Source organism: Rhizobium sp. B21/90, assembly GCF_019355815.1.
GTDB classification, from domain to species: domain Bacteria; phylum Pseudomonadota; class Alphaproteobacteria; order Rhizobiales; family Rhizobiaceae; genus Rhizobium; species Rhizobium rhododendri.
On record NZ_CP072163.1, the window covers coordinates 680,658 to 701,851 of the forward strand.

The following is a 21,194-nucleotide window of genomic DNA, read 5'->3' on the forward strand; positions in this document are numbered from 1 at the left end:
TGAAGTCGGTTTGGAGTATGGCGCATAGCCGCGACGTCGTCCCCGACAATGCAAATTTGGCAGCGGCCGGAAGGTCGTCGCGCTCAAACGAAGGAACGGCTTTGACGCTATGGCGTCGCCGCGGAGATTTGCCTTGAAAAATTGTGATCCGTGAACTCTACTGTTCAAAAAAAAGGTCTTTAAAGGGTCTGAACCGCCGCCCCGTTTGGATTCGTTTTAGTTACGAGAAATAACAAAAAGTGTGTTGCAGCGAATTTGCAGTTATCAAGACGCCGGTGACCATTGTGAACGAATATACGATGATCGGCGCCTGCGCGCCTCGAACCACGAGATTGCCTTACGAGTAGTAGCAGCCTCGCTGCGCTGATAATTCTCCTCCCAAACGCGTCCGCAGTCTGCTTCTCGTCCAGCGCGTGATGGCTAGCCCGGCTAAGATCATTGCCTCCTAGGCCCTCCTCCGTTACATTCTGCGACCAGCCCATAGGAGCATATGGCCATTTCCGACGACCTTCCAACAGCGACAGGCACGCAGAACCAGATCGCATTCCCGGCAGGCGGGCCGCTTGCCACCGTCAAGGTGACGCTTCCCGCGGAACGGGTGGCCGAGGCCGAAGTCATCGCGGACCGGTCTGCCTTGGATGCGATGGAGGCCAGCACCCTTGTGACGTTCGGCCAGGAGGCGGTCTTGGGGTTCGGCGCCAAGCTCGACGCGATCCTCGATCAGATCACAAAGGCGCAGTCTCCCGTACTCTTCGAACTGTTCCGGACGATCCGCGACGGGGTCAAGGGGGCCGATCTCGAGACCCTGGAGGCAGACATCCGTGAAAAGCTCAAGGGCGGCTTCATCGAGAGGCTCCTCAACGCCATAGGCCTTGGGGATCCCGCAGAGAGGTTGAAGCGGGTGTCGGACGAGGTCCGCGGGATGCTTCAGAGTAAGGCGAAGTGCCTCTCCGACCTGGTAAAGCCCATGGAGGCGAAGGTTGAAGAGGAGAGCGCTAAGCTCGTTGGCGAAGTCTCCCGCATGAGCCAGCTCGCGGATGCCTACAGGGAATCGATCATAGCGCTGGGCGTTTTCGTGACGGCGGGAAGAAGGATTGTCGAGACGGCCGAGGCCAACTTGGACCGGCTGACCCGCGAAGCTGCAACAGGCGACACTCTTCTCGTCCAGACGGCGAGAGATCATGCCCAGAAGCTCGACATCTTCCGCAACCGCCTCCTCGTTCTCGAGACTGCCTACGCCAAGGCACCCGCCGACCTAGACTCGATCGGGATTGCCCGTGGGGCGGCACTGGCAACACTGGCGGAGACAGTCTCTGCGGCGAATGCGGAATTCAACGACATCAAGTCCGTCCTCATCCGGCTCCATGTTCTTTTCCAGATGCAATCGATCCAGCAGATGAACGACATGCGCCGCCAACTCAGGTCTTCGCTTCAGAGATACGGTATGAACGTCCTCGAGGACGTTTCGGTGAACGCCGCCCGCGCGTCCGGCGAGAACCGTCTGGAGGATGCAGAGCTGGTGCTGGGCACGGCGCAGCGTCTTCGCGCGATCGCCGACAAGGTCGTCGCCGAGGGAGACAAGAACAAACAAAGATTTGCCGAGGCGCGCTCGAAGCTCGAGAAGGCGCGCGCGCTCGTCACCGACAGACCGATCTGAAGAAAGCGGAGCATGCATGGCCACGTTCAACCTCTCGAAGGGGCAGTCTTTTCAAATAGAAAAAGCAATGGAGCTGGTTCACTCCGGTCTTGTCTGGGATCCGCCGGAGGGCTCCGCCCCTGCCTTCGACCTCGACGTCCATTGCTTCGCCCTCGTGCATCCGGGCGGTGATCCTTCGCGCGCGCGTCTCTACAACGACGGCTCGCATGCGCTTTGCTACGCTTTCGTGCGCGGCCCGTCGAACGTCGAAGGTTCGCTGAAGAAGAACCCCGACGGCTCCTTCCAGACCGAAGACGGATCGATGTGGCACGAGCGCGACGATCGGACAGGCCGCGGTGGGAGTCCCGCGAAGCATGACGATGATGACGGCGACAAGAAGGAAGGCCACCACGGCGAAGGCTTCCGCGAGGAATTCAAGATTGTGCTCGGCGATCTCCCGGCCGAGGTCGCCGAACTGGCCGTCTGGTCGACGATCCACGACGCGGAGCGCAAGAGACAGGACTTCGGCAAGGTGAAGAACGCCTATATCGAGGTGTGCGACGCGATGGACGACGAACTCTGCCGCTATCAGCTCACGTCGGAATTCGCAGGGATGACGACCATACAGGTAGCCTCCTTCCTGAAGCAGAGTGACGGGTCGTGGAAGTTCCACGCGGTCGGAGCGGGCTCGAACGCCGGGCTGGGCGAAGTCATCAACGCCTATCTGGCCTAAAGGTGGCTCGCGTGCCCCCGGCCGACGATGATGCTCGCTCAGGCCCGAGGGTGCCGTTCGGTCGAGACTCGATGCGACCCGCGCCGAAGCCTGCTTCGGGTCCGATGATACCTTTCGGCGCAGCAAGAGTTCCTAGCACCCTCAACGACGGTCCGCGGATCGTCGGCGGCGGCATCGTCAGGCTACGGATATCATGCTCCATCGATGAACTTCGTACCCTCGATCCGGCGGTATCCGACCCGGTTCTGCGGCAGGCCAAGAGAGTCGTCGATGCGGTTAACTTCGACGATCACGAATTTGACGACGTCGTGCGTTTCGGTGCGCCTCTGCAAGAGGAGCATGGGAGGCTTGCCGAGGACCAGCTTGCATTGGCAGGCGACACACGCCTCGAGGAGGCGAAGCGTCTCTCCTCCGACCTCCTCGCACAACTTTCCCAACTCAATCCGGCATCCCTGTTCGATCGGGATCGAGGCCTGCTCGGTGGCATAAGGGCGGCACTTTCTCGAACTGCAGAACTCGAAAGCTTTCAGCAACGTTCGGCAGCAGTTTTGCAGACCGCCCGTCAGATCAAGGAACGTAGTCAAGAGTTCGCCGAATTCGAACGTCGGGCGAACCTTCTGATGAAAAGATGGATCACGCTCGGCGTCGGACTGGACGCTCACCTCCTTGCTGGCAGGTTTCTGACGAGACACATCGCAGAACATCCCCTACCCGACCCCGGAGCTGCGGCGCATCGCCTGTCACAGACAGGCGCGCTGGAAACGAGGCTCGCGTCGCTTGCATCGACCGCAGCGTCGGTGGCCCTTGGCGAACGCGTCCTGCAAGCGATCATTTCCACGATTGGCGGCGCACGGACGTTTGCGGAGGACATGATCGACAGCGACCTGCCCGTCTGGCAGACCGCATGCGCTGCCGCGCTGATTGCCAGATCGGAGGGCCGGTCCTTTGACGCGTCGCCCATTCGAAGCCTTTACGAGAAACTTGTGAAAACGCTGACACGGAGGAATTGAACATGACGACATTCAGACTCGAAAAGCCTGAAGAAGAGATTCGGAGGGTCGGCTTCGTGCTTGAAAAGCAGGGAATACACGAGCGCATCCCCGCGCAGGTCGGTCTGAATATCGACGTTTCCGGTTCAATGAAGGGTCTTTACGATGCAGGTGTGGTCCAGTCGGCGCTCGAGCGTGTCCTCCCGGTAGCGCTTTACTTCGACGAAGACGGCCGCATCGACACATGGGTGTTTTCTAACGATGAAAAGACGGCGTCGCTTACGCCGGTAACGGCTTCGACCTACGACGGGTACGTCGAAAGGGAGATAACCGGAAATATCGCCTTGCAGCGCATCCTGTGGGGCGGCACCGATTACGAACCCGTCATCCGTTCCAACCTCATGGCCTACGGTCTGCTCGAGGAGCGAAACGCCGGAGGGCTGCTGGGAATGATCTTCGGGCAAAAGCGGGACAGCTTCGGCGAGGAAACGCGGTCAGGCATTCCGGCGATCAACTACTTCCTAACGGACGGCGTGAATTCGGACCACGACAAGGCCTGGCGGCTGCTTTCGGAGGCAGAGCATGCTGAATCGCAGATCTACTACGTGATGGTCGGCATCGGTGACGAGGACTTCGTGTTCCTGCGGGAAGCCGCGACGGAATTTCCAAACGTTGGCTTCGTCAGCGCCAGGGATCTTGGGGAATTCGTCGGCGGAGACGACGCCTATGAGAAGCTTTTGCCCGCCGAGCTGTGCTCATGGCTCAAGCATGAGCATGAGGGCGAGGACGACCACCACTGATCTCAAAACCGTCGCGGCCCGTCAGATGGCTGACGGGCCGGAGAAGTGCTCCGAACCCAGCACGGCGGAGGGTCTCGTGATCGATGAGTGCGGATGTCAGTCCTTCCACACAGCAATCACGCCGAAAAGGCAGAACTAGATCAACGCGGTGACCAGGACGATGATGCCGCCGGACCCGGCCCTTCTGTGCATCACACTCCCCGGATCGGACGCAGCAGGCGCAGAGCGTTCAGGGTTACGAGAACGGTCGCTCCCGTGTCGGCAAGGATCGCTGGCCACAGGCCTGTAATGCCGAGAATTGTGGTCACAAGGAAGACCACCTTCAATCCGAGGGCAATGGTGATGTTCTGGAAGATATTGCGCATGGTCCGCTTGGAAAGGTCGATCATAAGGGCAACGTCGCCCACCCTGCCATGCAGCACGGCAGCATCGGCGGTCTCAAGTGCGACGTCCGTTCCGCCGCCCATCGCGATCCCAACGTCGGCTGCCGCCAGCGCAGGCGCATCGTTGATGCCATCGCCGATCTTTCCGACGACGTAGCCTTCCTTCTTCAGTTCGCCGACGATCCTCTGCTTGTCCTCGGGCATCAGCTCAGCGCGGACCTCTATGCCGAGCTGTGCGCCGATGGCCGTGGCCGTCCGCTTGTTATCGCCCGTCAGCATGACCGTCTTGATGCCAGCGTCGGTCAAAGCCTTGAGGCCCGTCACGGCGTCGGCACGCGGTTCGTCGCGCATGGCGATGGCACCTGCGAGAACGTCGCCTATCACAAGTACGGAGACGGTCTTTCCCTCATCGTTAAGCAACGTGATCGCCTTCGAATGCGCCACCGGCATCGTGACCCGCTCGGCTGCGGCCTTCGGCGAGCCGAAGAAGACCTCGACCCCGTTTATCACGGCGGTCACGCCCTTGCCGCCGAGCGCCTTCGCATCGGTCGCGACTGGAACGTCGATGCCGTCCTCCTGCACTTTGTCGAGAATGGCGACAGCGAGCGGATGGCTCGACCCGATCTCGAGCGCGGCGGCGTAGCGCAGGACCTCATCGACCTTTCGGACGAAAGGCACCACGTCGGTTACCTTGGGTTTGCCTTCTGTGAGTGTACCCGTCTTGTCAAAGGCGATCGCAGTAAGTTTGCCGAGTCCTTCGAGGACGGCTCCGCCCTTGAGAAGAAGGCCGCGTCGCGCGCCGGAAGACAGCGATGCGGCAATCGCGGCCGGTGTCGAGATAACCAGCGCACAAGGGCACCCGATGAGGAGGACCGCAAGGCCCTTGTAGACCCACTCGCTCCAGACACCGCCCCCGACGAGCGGAGGAACGACGGCCACCAATGCGGCCACGAGGACGACACCCGGCGTGTAGTAGCGTGAAAAGCGGTCGATGAAGCGTTCGGTCGGAGCCTTTGATTCCTGGGCCTCCTCCACCAGCCGCACGACGCGGGCGATGGTGTTGTCGGCGGCAGCGGCCGTGACCCTCACGCGGAGTGCCGCGTCGCCGTTGACGGTGCCTGCGAAGACGGTGTCATTGACGACCTTGCGGACCGGCACGCTCTCCCCTGTGACAGGGGCTTCGTCTATCGAGCTCTCTCCTGCAACGATGATTCCGTCGGCAGAGATCCGGTCGCCGGGGCGAACCAAGATGATGGAACCTACCGCAAGGGTCTCGGCCGGAACTTCGCGGGTCTTCCCGCCCTCCTCCAGCAGCGCCGTTTTAGGCACGAGCGCCGTGAGGGATTTGATGCTGTCGCGCGCCTTGCCTGCGGCAACTCCCTCTAGCAGTTCACCGATCAAGAACAGAAAGACGACCGCCGCAGCCTCCTCGGTGGCGTTGATGATCACTGCGCCGATAGCGGCGATCGTCATGAGCATCTCAATCGAGAATGGGGTTCCCGCACGTGCCGCCATGAAGGCCCGGCGGGCGATCGGAACGAGGCCGACCAGCATGGCGACGATGAAGGCGTAGGTCGCGATGGCCGGGAACAGATGACCGATGCCGTAGGCAACGACAAGCGCTGCACCCGCCATGATGGTCAGACGGCCTTTCTTGCTGTTCCACCATGGGCCTTCGGTCGGATTATGGTCGTGGCCATGAAGGCCTTCGATCTCCGCACCCGACGAAGCGGATCCGTGATCATGGCCCGAATGGGGGCCGCTCTGGCCCGCTGACGGCGCCGCCTTGAGGATGGGGACAATCGAATAGCCGAGACCTGAGACCTGCTTCTCGACGGCTTTCATGTCCGCCGACTGGCGATGCTTCACCGTCATCGTCCCCGAGGTGACCGAGACGGACACGTCCTCGATATCGTCTATGCGCCTGACAGCCGTGTCGATCTTTGCCGCGCAGGATGCACAGTCCATGCCGCCAATCCGAAAGCGGGCTTGCAGGGTTCCGGGCGCCGTGTCCTGTGGCGGTGCGTTCTGGTCAGGTCCATAGCCATCGTCGGCATGATTATGACCAGAATGATCGTGATGATGGTCATGGTCCGAGTGGTCGTGGGAGTCGGCATGTTGATGGTCGTGCGCGCAGTCCGAACCATGGGCATAGACGGGTTCCGCAGCGACTGGTTTGGACTTCGTCGGAATAGGTGTCGCTTTGTAGCCGAGACCGAACAGTTTCTTTGGAATCGCGTCGAGATCGCTGGTGTCGTCGTGTTTGACCGTCATCGTTCCGGCAGTGACCGAGACGGACACGTCGGTGACGCCGGGGATGCGCCTCACGGCCGTATCGATCTTGGTGGCGCAAGACGCACAGTCCATGCCCCCTACCCGAAATTTCGTCTGCAGCAAATCGCTCATCTCGGAATCCTCACTATCACCGTGAGAGTTCTACGACCTCTAGCGACTAGAGGTGCAAGGGAAAATCTGGCCAATCGATGCGAAAGACTGATACCCCTTATCCCGAGGGGCATTTCGAATTGAACCCATCAGCATCGCTCACTTCCAACTCCGCATCACTATCGCCAAAAGGTGCCAATCCATCGCCTCCTGGCCTTGGATGAGTGATTGAAAAGAGATTGCAGAAAACTCGAATATGAGGGCTTTACCACCAGCATTCGTCGCATCATATCCTTCTCCAAAAGGAGAATGATTATGGCTGTTTCACGCGCCTATACGCCGACTGAAGCTGCAGCTCTGAGCGAGATCGCAGTGAAGTCGGTGCACAACGCGATCGACAAGCAAATCATTGCACAGTTTATCGGGGGCGAAGGGCGTACGCTCAATGATGACGATCTGTTGCGGCTGAAGCTTTGGTATGGGGTAGGGTCAATCCTATCTGCCGAGCGCCGCAAACGACTGTTCGACACCATCGAACAGAACCCCGACGCGGATACGGTACGGGCGGACGACTATCTCATCGTGGATGTTGCGCGCGCCCGTAAACAGTTAGCAGCACGGGCTGAATCACTGAGGCAGGCAGAGCAGGTGATACAAATCGTCAAGGGAGTCATGGGTGGAGAGCCAGTTTACAAAGGGACCCGCATTCCAGTGAGAATGATCGCCGCGATGAAAGCTCAGGGGGCTAGTACATCGGAAATTCTTGAAGGCTATCCGTCTCTCAGCCCAGGAATGGTTGAGTCTGCTGAAATCTGGGCTGCCGCCCATCCGGCAAGGGGACGGCCGCGAAAGCTGTCTGAACTCGGATTGAAGGCGACATCCACAAAGCGTTTGCGTGTTGGGACGACTTCCAATTCGTCCGGCTCGGCATCGTGAAATTTATGATCGACGAATGCCTTCACACGTCGCTCGTTGCCGTGGCCCAAAGTGCCGGCCACGACTGCTCCCCTGTCAACTGGCTGGGTTTGAGCGGCGAAACGGACTGGGATAATGCCGCGGATCGTGGCCGAGGATTTCACATTCGTAACGAACAACACTCGCGACTTTCGCAAGCTCTATGCAAAAGAAGAGTTTCATGCGGGCTTGGTGATCATTGTTCCGCAGGTCCTACCGGCCCTACAATAGGAATTGTTCGCGCTCATTCTGGAAGAATTCGTCGTGGGGCAGGACTTCGTCAACGAAGTCATCGAAGTGACCATTGAGGGCGAAGACAGCGCGGTGCTCACCTGCTATTCGCTTCCGAAAGTCTGAGCGCAACCTCCGCCACAGTCCGCCAATCCTGAAGAGATCGATAGGCATCCCGACCAAGGGGTAAGGGTCCTCGTGACGCAACTGTCTCTCTGATCTGGCTGCCTTATATCAAAAAACCTTACCGAAATGCGTAACGCACGATTATGGGTTTCATACCAGTCCCACTCGAGGTTTACAGTTTCGCCTTTGAATACAAGTTTGCCCGACCATGCTGCTAGAAAAGAATATTTCTCTCCGGCGATCACCATGACGTGTTGGTGCCAGGCGCGCTTGTTGCCGCCAGGACTCGGTGAACGCGATTTATCTTTTAGATAAACGCCGTAGCTCTCAATTTCGGCTTTCTCAAGACCCTGACACCTAGTATCCGGAACCCGAGGGACGCTTATATCGACTATTCCTACTATAGCAACCTATACGACAAACCTCCGTTCAGGAATTGCCGTCGAGCCTCACATTGCGACAGGGTTTGTCGTGCAAAAAATGACCCTGTTGCATGGCGAACTTTGCCCCGCGACCGACCTGAGCGGAAATCATGGGTAGCAAGCGATTTTTACGCTCTCTGCCTCTTCGGCCGCACGACGAAGGCGCTTTGCCGCAGAAAGCTTTCTGTGAAGGTCCTAAAACGCACTTGGAACAGCGGGGTTACTGACGCTCATTGTTTATACAGAAAACTATAGGGCTGATGGGAGGACGCACGACGGTGAGCCAACAGACACCATTAGACACCAACAACCAGTCGATGCCGCAACGGATCCTCGGCTATGCTCGCATTGCGAGGACGAGCAATGTGAGGACACACAATTAGCTCCGGACAAGTACGTGTGGCACCGTGAGGAAAACGTGCGAACCAGCAGTGCCAGTTCCGTACAGCGGCATGGGACGCCTGCGCAGTAAAGCTTCACGCCACAGGTTCTATTAACGATGTACAAAGTAACATCGCGAAGTGGGGGTTTCCCTTTGCGTGAGTGCTGAATATTTCATATCTCTTGGATAAATTTTGCAGATGGTAAACGGGCAATACTACTGTCGTTAGGTGATCCAGGTGAAAGCCACGAGATTGAAAACACTCTTCGCGCAAGAAACCCTTCCGCCGTCTATTAAAAAGTCTTTCGTCGACACACTTTTCATGCAGACAGAGACGCTGGTCACGGGCTGGGTTTCGCAATGCGCGGTCTGTCTGCTCGGCTACTTCAACCTTGGCCGCAGCGAATTCCTATATCTGATCGCTGTCCTAACTCTCATTCTCGCCGTGCGGATGTGGGACTCGTCCAACTTCAATAGGCAGATGGCCCGCAAACGCGGGTATGAGGTCACGGACGCCCAGATCCGTATCTGGAGAGCCCGCTATATCATCGGTTCCTGCTCCACGGCCCTTTGCCTGGCTTTTATCTCCTGTTTTACCGTCTGGATCGATCCCGGTTCCCTTGCCACGCTCGCTGCAATTGGTCTGGCGCTCGGGACATTGAACTCGGTGGTCGGCAAGAACTTCGGCGACAAGTTTAACATCGACGCTCTCGTCTTCATCACCTGCGCGCCCATGATGTTAACTTTGGCACTCAAGGGTGTCTTGGCGAATGATAAAATCATGGTCGTCACGGCCCTTCTGCTCCTTCCCGTCATGCTGATTGCACGCCAGATGGCGCGCCAGGTCCGTGGAATCCTGTACAGCAGTTTGACCAACCTTCATCACGCCAATGCTTTTCGGAAGCTGTTCGAAGCGGCTCTGAACTATATGCCTGGCGGCCTCATCATGATCGACGACAACGACAAGGTCTCCATCATGAACTTCAAGGCCGCAAGAATGTTTGGCATCCCGGACCAGGCGGCGGTTGTGGCCAACAGGACGCGCCTTTTGCGACTGGTCACCCTTGGCATGGTCAGCAATCAACTGACCCGTGGCGAAGCGTCCGAGTTAAGGGCGGCAATTGGCGACCTCATGGGTGGCGACTCGGCCTCAAAGACGGTCAACATCGGTGACAAGCATATCCAGTTGACCGTCAACAAACTACCCACGAGAACCCCGAAAGAGGATGAGGCCATTGGCGGTGCTGTCCTTATTTGCGAGGACGTAACACTGAGGGTCGAGGCCTATGAGAGAGCCAGGCTCAATGCGAACTTCGACCACCTGTCCGGGCTGCCAAACCGCCGTTACCTGATCGAACAGATCAACGAAGCCGTGCAAGGGATGGGCGATGAAGAATTGATCGCCATCGGGCAACTCGATATCAACAAGTTCAAGCTCATCAATGACAATTTTGGCCACGCGACGGGCGACGCCGCCATTCGCAGTGTTGGCCAGGCGATCAACGCGCTCGAGACCGAGCGCATGCTGCGCGGGCGCTGGGGCGGCGACGAATTCATGATCGCGATTTTGGGCCTCAAGGATGAGCGCCATATCAAGGAGGAGCTAGACAAAATCTTCACGCGACTTTGCCGCCGTTATGAAATTGCGGACGATGGCGACAATGATGACGGTGTCGTCATGCAGCGCGTGAGCAAGCTTGATATCAAATGTTCGGGCGGCGTGGTCATCTGTAGAAAGGACTCGTTCGTCCTCGAAGATGCTATGAAAAAGGCCGATGTCGCGCTTCTGACAGCCAAGAAAGAGCCTGATATCGGCTGGTTGCAATTCGATGAGGCGATGGCTGCAGAGTATCACAAGGAACAGAAGCTGAAGGATGACTTCAGGATCGCCCTGCGCGAGGGTTACATCACGCCAGTCTACCAGCCAATGTACACGCCCGACGGCGCCAGGCTGGTCTGCTGTGAGGCGTTGGCGCGCTGGCACCACCCGGAACTCGGTAGCATCGTGCCGGCGCGATTTATTCCCATCGCCGAGCAATACGGGTTTATTCACGAGCTGACAGTGTCCATGATGAACCGTGCCTGCAGGGATTGCGCCGGGTGGCACGACCCGACCATATGCGTGTCGGTCAACCTGAGCGCCGTTGACCTTGCCAACCACAGGATACTCGACGTCATAAAAATTGCGCTTACCAGTGCGAAACTTGACCCGCATCGACTGCAAATAGAGGTGACAGAAAGCGTTTTCGTAAAGGACCGCGGCCAAGCCGCAGGCGTCCTGCGCAATCTGCAAGATATGGGGATCAGGATCGCCATTGATGATTTCGGAACTGGGTATTCCAACCTGGCGCTCATCAACGACATGCCACTTGATAAACTGAAAATAGATCGGTCGTTTGTCGAGAACATTGTCACGGATCAGCGTGCCAGAACGTTTTTCACCTCGATGGTCACCTTTACCAAATCCCTTGGGTTCGGGATCGTGGTTGAAGGGGTGGAGACGCTCGAGCAGCTTAATATTATACAGATGTCCAATGTCGATCTCATTCAGGGCTATTTGTTTGGGCGGCCGATGGTGAACGACGACATCAATGCGCGCATAGATGAACTCCTGGCGATTGACAAAGGGCAGACGGGAAAGAAAGTTGTTCGGATCAAAAAGCCTTGATGCCGCCATCGGTGGTCGTATTTGCTCAGATGCACGCACTCGCCTGCCATGATTGAGCGAAGAGAGGTCCGGCCAAAGGCGGCATAAAAAGCCTTATATTGCGTCCGATTGACCTTTTGTCAGACACGATATCGGGGCATCCACGATGACGCGATTTGCCTGTTAGAACAAAAAAACCGACCTGTGCGGTTAACGGGTGTCGCAGGCAATGTTGGAACGAAAGATCTAACGCGCGATCAATATTGCGGCTTCAGCCGACGGAATGACCGAAACGGATTCCACACCCTCCGGCGGCGTGCTGAAAAGGCGTTTGCGTTCTGAGCTCAGGGATCTGAAGAAAGGAAGTCGACTCAGGATGGAATCGCTGTTTTCGAGTTTTCCATTGGCGTAGAGATCCACTTCATGGGCGAACCAGTCGACCTTCTGGCTGCCTCTCCATTTTTTCATGCCGTAGTAACGCTTATAAAAGCCTGCATGCTCCGGACGAATAACGGACAGCGTGAAGTCTGCGTCGAAAAAGATGCATGCCATCGCCGTCAGCCGTATCGTCATGAAGGGCAGAAATGGAAGGATACCGGACAGGTATGAATCGGCGCAAAAGCGACTGGAATCGATAAATTTGAAACCTCTGTCAAAATGGGAATCCAGAGCGCCGGGAAAATGCGAATTCGTTGGACAAGTTCGCTCTGTGGGTGTCGCGAAATGAATGCGAAGCGAGCTCGCGAGACGATCCTCGAAATAGAGGCCGAAAATCTGGGCATTCGGCGAACTGTCATAGGCGTCCGCGCTCTGATGGGACGCATCGGACTCGATCAGTTCTTCGCGCCGATAGGCGTTGTATCGCAGGCGGAAAATCTCTTCGAGATCGTTACCGGCGACGACGCGTCGGTATTCAATCCGATTGAGTGCGGCAAGTCCTTGAGCCGCAAAGCTTGTCGTGGCAGCCAGAGGGTGTAAAGATTTATTGCGCACCGTCATCGTCTTTTCCTTTGCCCCCAAAAGATCCTAACGATTTATTAAAATCATAACAATCCTCGTCGCGATCGATCGCCTCCACCGTTCACAATATGGTTAATTTGCAAAGGGCCGCGAGCCCCTCGCCACGCAACTTTAGGTTGGCCGCCGGCGTCGATGGCTTGCATTTCTGCTGGTTTCGCAGTGAACGGGCGGCAACAGCAAAACGAGGGCTGCGAGCCGTGCGGGCTTCCACCAGTTTCACACTCTGGTTGTCGCGCGACGGAATAGACGTGCGCCCTATGTACCGGGAACGTTGATGTGGCCGAGTTGGATACCATTCAACACCAGACCCGCCAACATTGGCAAAGCGAGATGGCAGTCGCGGTCTTCACACCGCCAATCTTTTGACATGCTTTTTCGACGGAACGGAAATTCCGGCAAACTGTGGGAAAGGTACGGCGACCTATTGAAACTGCTTGTATTCGATCCTGAAACGATCCGGGACTGTTACGGGAGAGCTCTGTCTTATGATATCGAACACCGCGCCATAACCGCTGTCGCAGACGATCCTCTCGAGCTCCGCATTGGCAAGCATGGCCATGGTCGCCAAATCGCTTTCCGTAACCAAGGCCTCGTCGCTCAGCTCCAGGAATACCACGCAGTCTCCAAAGCTCTCACACCTGAACGTCGCCACCGCCTCTCGCGAATCCTCGGACAGCTGATAGTCGACGCGATCGACATGGGCAGCGTCCGCATAGGAGATCAGTCGCAATTCAATGTCGACGTTCCTGCCGGCTTTAAAACAGGCGCTCATAACTGTCCTTGTGTATCAAAGATGGTGTCGACAAGATACAGGCGTATCCTGCTAAAAACGACGATGCAAGCTCGAGTATTTTTCTAGCAGCTAATACTAAGCGGACCAATAAGAGCGCCGGCCCTTATTCGCCCTATAGTTAACCAAATATTACTCGATGATACAACTGTTCACAAATCGAACGGCCGTTGCCAATTAGTCTTGACGTCATTCGCAGTCACGAACCCGATCTCCGATGCCGCTGAAGACTGATAACGTCGAAATTGTTTCGCGCCGGGTTGCAAATGTCGTCAACCCTCGTCCCGCGCTCTCCGTCTCATAGCGCCAGGCAGGGTGCCAACGCGTCGGCAAAGCTCTCTTGTTTAACATGGAAGAGCATCGTCCATTTAAGATCTGCCGAGGCCGACAGACGAAACACACACCTAAGACGTGCAGGCATGGCAAATTGTGACTGACGATCACGCTGATTGAGACGTTGAGACGTTGAGGCAGCATCAGATCGCTGCCCTGACTTTGCGGGTTGTCGCAACCGCTGTCCGCAAGAGCGTCCGCATCAGGGATTTTCCCCTATCGATCGCCGTCACCCTTTTAGGTTGTCTATCCTCCGGTGTGAGTCAGAGCCCAGAAATGACCCTATCAACGTGAGGAATAACAAGCGTTTTATCATGCGTATCGGCATCGGGACCCCTAGCCGATTTACAGCCTGACTGCGCTGCGCTAGACACGCTACCTTGAAGCAACCTCATCACTATAGCCCTTCTAGGCGGGTATGATTGCAGTTGCCATGCTGGCCGCATTGAGATGCAGTATGCGACAGTCGTTTTGTATGGCGCAAAACTTCCTCTGGTCCAAGCGGGCCGCCATGGCCCATATAAAAGCGCCTCTTCCCGCCCTCTACCATACGGTTTAATTCTCGGGCCACTGCGTGTGGATCGTCTTCGAAAGGCGGACGTATCGCACGGCCCGTGAACGCCACGCCTCCTATGAGAATTCCAGATGCGAGCAGGTCTCCGACCAGGACGTCCTGCGACCCCAGCTCCACAGAGATCGAACCTGCGGTGTGACCTGCCGTGTGGCGTACCAGTCCGTCGACGCCAAAGTTCAGGAGATTTACCGTCTCGCCGTTGGTCATCAGCATGTCGGGCTCGAAGCCTTCATAGGGCTGATGAGGGGCAGGCGTCCTAAAAAACAGCTTTCCCACCAGACCGGTCGGACAGTAGGTCATGGGACGCCCGCGGGTGTAGAAATCGACATCGTCCGCGTGCGCGAGGATTGGCGCACCTGACAGCGCCCGAAGGCGGGCGGCGCTCCCGGCGTGATCCGTATGGGCATGGGTGACAACTATCAGCTTGATGTCACGAAACGACAATCCGTGCCGGCCGAGAACCTGGCCGATCTTGCCCTCCGATCCGGGTATTCCGGCGTCGACGAGGATGCACCCGGCCTCGCAGCGAATGACGTGCGCATTGACCATCTTCAGGGGCAGAATGGGAATGCGGATAATCTCTGTTTCGAACATGGTGGTATCCTCGTGGTCGCTTGCCTGGCCCCAACAGTCGACGCGGCTGGGTCGAAAATATCTGCATGATCAAAACAGCGAACGGATTGGGACCTTGGCCATGGCAGTAGCAAAGGTTCGGATCAATCCGGCCAGCTCCCGCGGCGCTTCCAGCGGAGAAAGGTGACCTACCCCCGGAAGAATGTGCAATGTCGCTTGCGGGATGCGCGGTAGCAGTTCCCTCTGCAGGACGGACGGAGGGTCAACCTGATCGAGTTCACCGGAAATTACCAGCGTCGGGACCGTCACATCGACAACAGCCTTCGTGATGTCCTCCTGGCTGGCGGCGAGCGGCCACGCCGCCTTGGCGGCCGGAGCGCCGCGCATGCTGTCGGCGATCACGCGGACGAGATCGTCAGGATCAAGCGGGCTGCCTGCAAGGACTTGCTCGACCGTTGCGATGACGCTCTCGCGGCTTGTATACGCACCGACCATCCCCTCTCTCACTTCCAGCGGCAGGCCGAGTGGCGACGGCGGCGATGGGGCGACCAGTATCAATCCGACCAGCCCTGTTGGCTGGCGGGCGGCAAGAAGCTGCGCAACCTTGCCGCCCATGGAATGTCCCACCACGATGTATCGATCGAGGCCCAGCACATCGATCACACCAGAGGCATCGTTCGCAAGGTCTTTCAGGGCGTATCCGTCATCGGGCGCATCCGACTCGCCCCAGCCGCGCTGGTCTATCGCGACCGTGCGATAGCCGGGTGGCAGAGCGTCGATGACGTGCCGCCACGTCCGCGACGAACCGCCCCAGTAGTGCAGAAAGACGAGAGCCGGTGCACCTACACCGCGGTCCTCGACATGGAGTCGTATGCCGTTCGAATGGATGTCCATTGCAATAGTCCTTCTATCTGAGGTCGAGCGCCGTCGCGGAAGCCTTCGGTTAAGCGGCAGCCTTGAGGATGAAGTTGGCCACGACGTCCGGATGCGAAAGCATCGGCACATGGCTGGCATCGACATGGGCAACAGTGGCGTTCATACGGGCCGCCATTCGCTCCTGTTCCACGGGCAGGATGGCCATGTCCTGGTCGCCGATCAGGTAGTAGGTCGGCCGGGTGCGCCATGCGGCCTGGGTCAGCGTCCCGCCAAGCGCTGCACCGTTGACCGGTCCCTGGGTGGCATATAGAAGCGCCTGCTCTGCGGCATCGAGGTCCTGTGCGAAGAGCGTCGAAATGCCCACTTGCGTCAGTTTCAGGAAGCCTTCCGCGTCCGGACGGATTTCACCGTTCAGCGGCGCTGCTTCGAACTGTGCGAAGAGCGAACCGGCGGATTCCCCGCCGTCGGGCGCGAATGCGTCGACGTAGACAAGGCTCGCCACCTTCGGATCGTTCCCGGCTTCGCCAATGACTGCGCCGGCATAACTATGGCCGACCAGTATGACCTCGCCGTCGGCCAGTGCAATCGCACGGCGGACTGCTGCGACGTCTTGTTCGAAGCTTGTCAGCGGAAGCTGCACGGCCGTAACCGTGCGATTAGTAGCTGCCAGCAGCGGGATGACCTTGTTCCAGCAAGAACCGTCTGCCCATGCGCCGTGAACCAGAATGACGTTGGAAACCATTGTATTTCTCCGTGATGATTTGGGTATGGATTTGAGGTTGAGGATGGGTGCGATCAGGCATTCCAGCCTGAGCACCGGATGACGGAGCAGAAATTGCCGCGGCAGAAGTGCGGCTCCTTGTCGGCAATGACGTCCGCCTTGACGTTGCCGAAAGTCGTATCGGGTTTATGTTTGATGCCGTCGTAGAAGGCCTGAATGATATCTTCCTTGAAGGCGGGTGTGCGCGGAAACGCGGCGACTACGGCTTCGCGGATGTCGTCGGCATACTGGTCGTAGGTCAGACCGAGGACGTCCATCTCGACACCCGCCGTAGTCAGCGCAATGACGGGGTGCATGAACTCGGGCACGCCCGGTGTCGTGTGCAGGGCGATGCCAGTCCAGACCTTCTCGATATCGGAAGGATCGACGTTGTGGGCCGTCAGAAAATCGCGGGCAGCGTTTGCGCCGTCAACTTCGAACCGTAGGTGAGGGCTACTGTGCGATGGCATCAGACCCACGTCATGGAACATCGTCGCGGCATAGAGTAGTTCGCGATTGACTGTGAGACCGCGCTTTTGGCCGGCGATCGCGCCGAAGAAGTAGACGCGGCTTGAATGGTTGAACAACAGTTCGGTCTCGGTGTCCCTGACGAACTCGGTGACGGCGCGGCAAAGCGCGCTGTCGGGAATCGAGACCCCGTCGATCTCCGGCTTCGAGAAAAGTGCTTCTGATATCGTCGACGTTTTGCCTTGTGCCATGTCTTCTCTCCGTACCTGCAGACACGCCTCCGCCATCCCAAAATCGGGGTGGTTGCGAGCCTTGCGATCGTTTGTTCGTTGAACGCCTTGTCAGGGCTGGGGCGGCGTTGTGTTCCGCCCCTCCTTGATCGCAGATGGGCGTTCTGACCGCAACGACGGCGGACATTGAGAAACTGCCAACTGTGTGTGATAACCTGCCTCAGCGTAAAATTTGCGATCGGATGGTAGGCCATGGCAATAAGGGAGGTGGCAGTGGTCATTCATGACGGCGTTCAGGCGTTGGACGTCGCGGGACCGCTCGATGTGTTCGCCGCAGCCAATGGGTTTCTTCCGGCTGAAGACCACTATCGATGCCTGCTGGTGGCTGGGAGCAAGACACCTGTCCAAAGTTCGAACGGCATGTGGATGATGCCCGATCTCGACTACGAAGAAGCCAGTCGCGAATTCAATACGGTGCTGGTTGCTGGCGGACCCGGTCTTCCCGGTAGAGCGCCAGACGACGCTATGTCGGCCTGGCTCCAAAACTGGGGAACACAGGCCGAGCGCTACGGCTCCATATGCAACGGCACATTCGCGCTCGGGCACGCCGGTCTTATTGACGGCCGGACGGTGACCACCCACTGGATATGTTCAGCCCAGCTTGCAGCCATGTTCCCGACTGCTCGTGTGGAGCATGACCGGATACACGCCCGTGACGATCGCCTCGTGACGTCGGCAGGTGTCACGGCAGGGATAGACCTTAGTCTCGCTCTCGTCGGCGAAGATCACGGATCTGCGGTATCGCTGGCATGTGCCAAAGGCCTCGTCGTCGTGGCTCAACGCCAAGGCGGCCAGTCCCAGTTCAGTCCGCTGCTGCGAGCGCCAGGCGAGACGGTCACGCCACTGGCCAAGGTCCAGGCTTATGTCATGGAGCATGTCGGCGAGGCTTTCCCGGTCGAGCGGCTTGCTGAGATCGCAGGTGTCAGCTCGCGCAGCATCGCGCGAATGTTCGTACGGGAGATGGATATAACGCCCCACGACTTCGTGGAGGGCATTCGAATAGATCAGGCGCGGAGCCTGCTCGAGGCAACCGACTATCCGCTCAAGGTCGTGGCGTTCGACTGCGGTTTCGGCAGTCCAGATCAGATGCGTAGTGCTTTCCAGCGCAAGCTCGGTGTGACGCCCCTACGATATAGGGAGAGTTTTAGGATTGCGTCATAAGAAAATTGACTTGAACTTTCCTCCAGGGTTCGCGTCGCTAGAGTGCGATGAAGGGCGACTAACGCGACAAACCTTGCGACACCCCGACAGCGCTCGCTATTCGGTCCTAACTGCCGCTAGAGCGATCGCCACCTGAAGACCCTGACACCTAGTATGAGGAGCCCGAAGCACGCTTATATCGACTATTTCTACTATAGCAACTTATACGACAAACCTCCGTTCAGGAATTGCCGTCGAGCCTCACATTGCGACAGGGTTTGTCGTGCAAAAAATGACCCTGTTGCATGGCGAACTTTGCCCCGCCATCAACCTGAGCAGAAATCATTTGTTTCCCGTCACGGTCTCGCCCTGACAAAGCGTTGCTCGCAGACCTCGCTTCCCCATTGGTTGCCGGCCCGCTCCTCTATGAGCGAGAACCCATAAGCTTCATAAAGATGCCTGGCCGCATCGAGCCCTCCAAAGGTCCAAAGATGAGTTTCGACGAATGCCTGAGCGTCTACGAAGTCCAGTGCTGCAGACAACAACTTTCGCCCGGCGCCGGTACCACGTATGCCATCATCGATGATGAACCAGCGCAGATGGGCGATGCCCGCCCCCAGATCTTCTCCGTCGATTGCGACCGATCCGACGATCTCCCCGTCTCGCAAAACTGTCCAGATCGCATTTTGCGGATTGTCCAGTCTGCCACAGAACTCAGCGAGACCACTCGCCACGACGCTCTCGAACCGCTGTCCGAAGCCCGATGTCCTGGTGTAGTAGAGGGCGTGCATTTGCGTGATGCGGGCAATGAGACCTGGCTGGTATCCAGCGGCGATCCCAATGACTGGAGCGGGCACGGTCTTCCCGAGCGCCCCGGCGTAAAGTCGCAGCCCGTCCAGCACGATGCGGGCCTGTTGGGGGCGAAGATGGGCAAGAGCATCCGACACTTGCGCCCGCGCAAACGCATGGATGGCCGCAACGCGCTCCCTGCCCAAGGGCGTCAGTGACAGAAGCTTCACTCGCCCATCATCTCTTCCAGGATTCTCGCCCACCATGCGCGACACGATCAGCTTGCGCAGCAGGCGGCTCACGCTCGACTTTTCCAGCTTGAGAGCTTTGCCGAGTTCGACTGCGGTGGCGTTTCCTTTCTCAATCTCGATCAAGGCGTGCACCGCAGACGGAGGGAGTTCAGTACCGGCGAAAGACGCCCCCGTAAAACCCAATTCACGCACCAGATCGCGTGATGCCGCACGAACAGGATCAACAAGAGCAGAATGCTGAAGGGATACCATAGTCACACTCAAAAGGTTGCGTCATACAACTATCGTAACGTCCTACGGTCGATTGTCAATGATCGCGTGCCCTGCAGTTGTGCACCTATTGTGCGTCTGCTCACACGGACGTCGCTGTCCATCTCGGCCGAACCGAGACCTCGGGGGCCGACCAGATGAAATCGTCTATCGAACTTGTCGGCCGGTCGAGAGCTCGGCGGCTCAGCTCCAGATCATGATATTTACCCTGCAGTTGTGAACGGTCGTTGAGAAGTGCGGGTATTCGGTGCCGAGCCGCCCATGGCGGTTTTTCGTGACTTCGGAGTAGACGTTCGACGGATTGCCTGGCCCTGACTTGCCTGCGCGCAGGCAAGTCAGGGCCAGGCCGTCGAGAAGTATACCGGAGGGGTTTCTGGTGATGGGGGTGAGGACTGGTACAGGCGCTGCGCCTGCCGTAATCTTCGTGATGATCGATGAAGGCAGGCACAGCGCCGACTGAACGGCTAACTCTACCCGGCTGCGGATTTCGCTAAATCGGGACAGCGGTTTCAGCAAGTCGCGGACAAGCGTTTCGCTAAGTCGCGGACAACGGATGCGATCGAATCCCGGTTGCCTTGTTGCTGTTACGCGTGATTGTGTTCGGTTATTTCGTCGCCGGTCAAGAGCGTCGGCGTTTTTCGTTTGCGCATGCTGTCGCCTTCGAGAGTGATGCGGTGGGCGTTGTGAACAATGCGATCCAAAATCGCATCGGCCAAAGTGGCTTCTCCAATCATTTCGTGCCAGGCGGCCACCGGAAGCTGAGCTGTGATCAGGGTCGATTTCCTTCGATATCGCTCCTCGAAGATTTCGAGCAAATCGAGGCGCTGTCGGTCATTCAGGGTATGGGTTCCCCAGTCATCCAACACCAGCAACTGAACACGTGCCAGCTTGTCGATGAGGCGCGGAAAGCGTCCATCGAGCCTGGCAAGTGCGAGATCCTCGAAGAGCCGCGGCATACGAACGTAGAGGACAGAGTAGTCGAGGCGGGCCGCCTGTCTCGCAAAGGCGCAGGCGATCCAAGTTTTTCCAGTGCCCGTTTGGCCTGTCAGGATCAGGTTCTCGTTTGCCTTCAGCCATGCGCCCTGCGCCAAGGACAAGACATTGCGACGATCAAGGCCGCGGTGAGATCTAAAATCGATGTCTTCGATCGAGGCATTGGCAAATCGAAGCTTTGCTGTGGCGAGCCGATTGGTCAGCCGTCGGTCGGTTCGTAGTGCGATCTCGCGGTCGAGCATCAGGCCAAGCCGTTCGTCAAAGCTAAGATCATTTCCATGAACTTGCTCGATAAGTTCGCGATAGGCGGTTGCCATTCCGGCAAGACCAAGCGCACTCATCTGGTCCAGTGTTGGATGTGTCAGCATTAGATGTCCTT

Annotated in this window: 17 protein-coding genes; 8 read left to right on the forward strand and 9 right to left on the reverse strand. The window is 57.8% G+C overall.

The window, feature by feature from the left end; translation table 11 throughout:
- Positions 1–490: 490 nt before the first annotated feature.
- The 4 genes from J5278_RS21295 to J5278_RS21310 all read left to right on the forward strand — a co-directional run bounded on the left by J5278_RS21295 (position 491) and on the right by J5278_RS21310 (position 4,158).
- Positions 491–1,657 (forward strand): Toxic anion resistance protein (TelA), encoded by a 1,167-nt coding sequence (locus J5278_RS21295; protein ID WP_219259040.1) that lies wholly within the window; start codon positions 491–493, stop codon positions 1,655–1,657.
- A 16-nt stretch (positions 1,658–1,673) separates the two neighbouring features.
- Positions 1,674–2,369, forward strand: coding sequence for a TerD family protein (locus tag J5278_RS21300; RefSeq protein ID WP_219259042.1), 696 nt, complete (start codon positions 1,674–1,676; stop codon positions 2,367–2,369).
- Between the two features lie 71 nt (positions 2,370–2,440).
- Positions 2,441–3,379: a hypothetical protein gene (locus J5278_RS21305; RefSeq protein WP_219259044.1), complete on the forward strand. Its 939-nt coding sequence runs from the start codon at positions 2,441–2,443 to the stop codon at positions 3,377–3,379.
- 2 nt (positions 3,380–3,381) lie between these two features.
- Entirely contained in the window at positions 3,382–4,158 is a 777-nt protein-coding gene (locus J5278_RS21310; RefSeq protein WP_219259047.1) for a VWA domain-containing protein, read from the forward strand.
- Between the two features lie 191 nt (positions 4,159–4,349).
- Here J5278_RS21310 and J5278_RS21315 read toward each other — a convergent pair whose 3' ends face one another.
- Positions 4,350–6,947, reverse strand: a complete 2,598-nt coding sequence (locus J5278_RS21315; RefSeq protein WP_219259048.1) for a heavy metal translocating P-type ATPase — start codon at positions 6,945–6,947, stop codon at positions 4,350–4,352.
- A gap of 291 nt (positions 6,948–7,238) precedes the next feature.
- On the opposite strand from J5278_RS21315, the gene J5278_RS21320 reads away from it, so the two are divergent.
- From J5278_RS21320 to J5278_RS21330, 3 genes are all read left to right on the forward strand, one after another.
- Positions 7,239–7,862: a DUF433 domain-containing protein gene (locus J5278_RS21320; protein ID WP_209183097.1), complete on the forward strand. Its 624-nt coding sequence runs from the start codon at positions 7,239–7,241 to the stop codon at positions 7,860–7,862.
- A 252-nt stretch (positions 7,863–8,114) separates the two neighbouring features.
- Positions 8,115–8,237: a hypothetical protein gene (locus tag J5278_RS31670; protein WP_257623471.1), complete on the forward strand. Its 123-nt coding sequence runs from the start codon at positions 8,115–8,117 to the stop codon at positions 8,235–8,237.
- 1,042 nt (positions 8,238–9,279) lie between these two features.
- The gene (locus J5278_RS21330; protein WP_142831735.1) at positions 9,280–11,709 is read left to right on the forward strand and encodes a bifunctional diguanylate cyclase/phosphodiesterase; all 2,430 of its coding nucleotides are present in this window, start codon (positions 9,280–9,282) and stop codon (positions 11,707–11,709) included.
- A gap of 225 nt (positions 11,710–11,934) precedes the next feature.
- Here J5278_RS21330 and J5278_RS21335 read toward each other — a convergent pair whose 3' ends face one another.
- The 6 genes from J5278_RS21335 to J5278_RS21360 all read right to left on the reverse strand — a co-directional run bounded on the left by J5278_RS21335 (position 11,935) and on the right by J5278_RS21360 (position 17,333).
- Positions 11,935–12,687: a hypothetical protein gene (locus tag J5278_RS21335; RefSeq protein ID WP_142831736.1), complete on the reverse strand. Its 753-nt coding sequence runs from the start codon at positions 12,685–12,687 to the stop codon at positions 11,935–11,937.
- 442 nt (positions 12,688–13,129) lie between these two features.
- Positions 13,130–13,480 carry a hypothetical protein gene (locus J5278_RS21340; protein ID WP_142831737.1) on the reverse strand — a complete coding sequence of 117 codons (351 nt, stop codon included), beginning with the start codon at positions 13,478–13,480 and terminating at the stop codon, positions 13,130–13,132.
- 748 nt (positions 13,481–14,228) lie between these two features.
- On the reverse strand, positions 14,229–14,999 hold the full coding sequence (locus J5278_RS21345; RefSeq protein WP_209229178.1) for an MBL fold metallo-hydrolase: 771 nt from the start codon (positions 14,997–14,999) through the stop codon (positions 14,229–14,231).
- Positions 15,000–15,068: 69 nt separating this feature from the next.
- Entirely contained in the window at positions 15,069–15,872 is an 804-nt protein-coding gene (locus J5278_RS21350; protein WP_209183089.1) for an alpha/beta fold hydrolase, read from the reverse strand.
- A 49-nt stretch (positions 15,873–15,921) separates the two neighbouring features.
- Entirely contained in the window at positions 15,922–16,596 is a 675-nt protein-coding gene (locus J5278_RS21355) for an alpha/beta fold hydrolase (RefSeq protein ID WP_142831740.1), read from the reverse strand.
- A gap of 53 nt (positions 16,597–16,649) precedes the next feature.
- The gene (locus J5278_RS21360; protein ID WP_209183091.1) at positions 16,650–17,333 is read right to left on the reverse strand and encodes an HD domain-containing protein; all 684 of its coding nucleotides are present in this window, start codon (positions 17,331–17,333) and stop codon (positions 16,650–16,652) included.
- A 231-nt stretch (positions 17,334–17,564) separates the two neighbouring features.
- Here J5278_RS21360 and J5278_RS21365 point away from each other — a divergent pair, with 231 nt between their 5' ends.
- Positions 17,565–18,533 (forward strand): GlxA family transcriptional regulator, encoded by a 969-nt coding sequence (locus J5278_RS21365; protein WP_142831742.1) that lies wholly within the window; start codon positions 17,565–17,567, stop codon positions 18,531–18,533.
- Between the two features lie 335 nt (positions 18,534–18,868).
- Here J5278_RS21365 and J5278_RS21370 read toward each other — a convergent pair whose 3' ends face one another.
- Complete coding sequence (locus J5278_RS21370; protein WP_209188286.1) at positions 18,869–19,804, reverse strand: helix-turn-helix domain-containing GNAT family N-acetyltransferase; 936 nt, start codon at positions 19,802–19,804, stop codon at positions 18,869–18,871.
- Positions 19,805–20,406: 602 nt separating this feature from the next.
- Positions 20,407–21,183, reverse strand: coding sequence for an IS21-like element helper ATPase IstB (istB, locus tag J5278_RS21375; RefSeq protein ID WP_111221724.1), 777 nt, complete (start codon positions 21,181–21,183; stop codon positions 20,407–20,409).
- Positions 21,184–21,194: the final 11 nt, after the last annotated feature.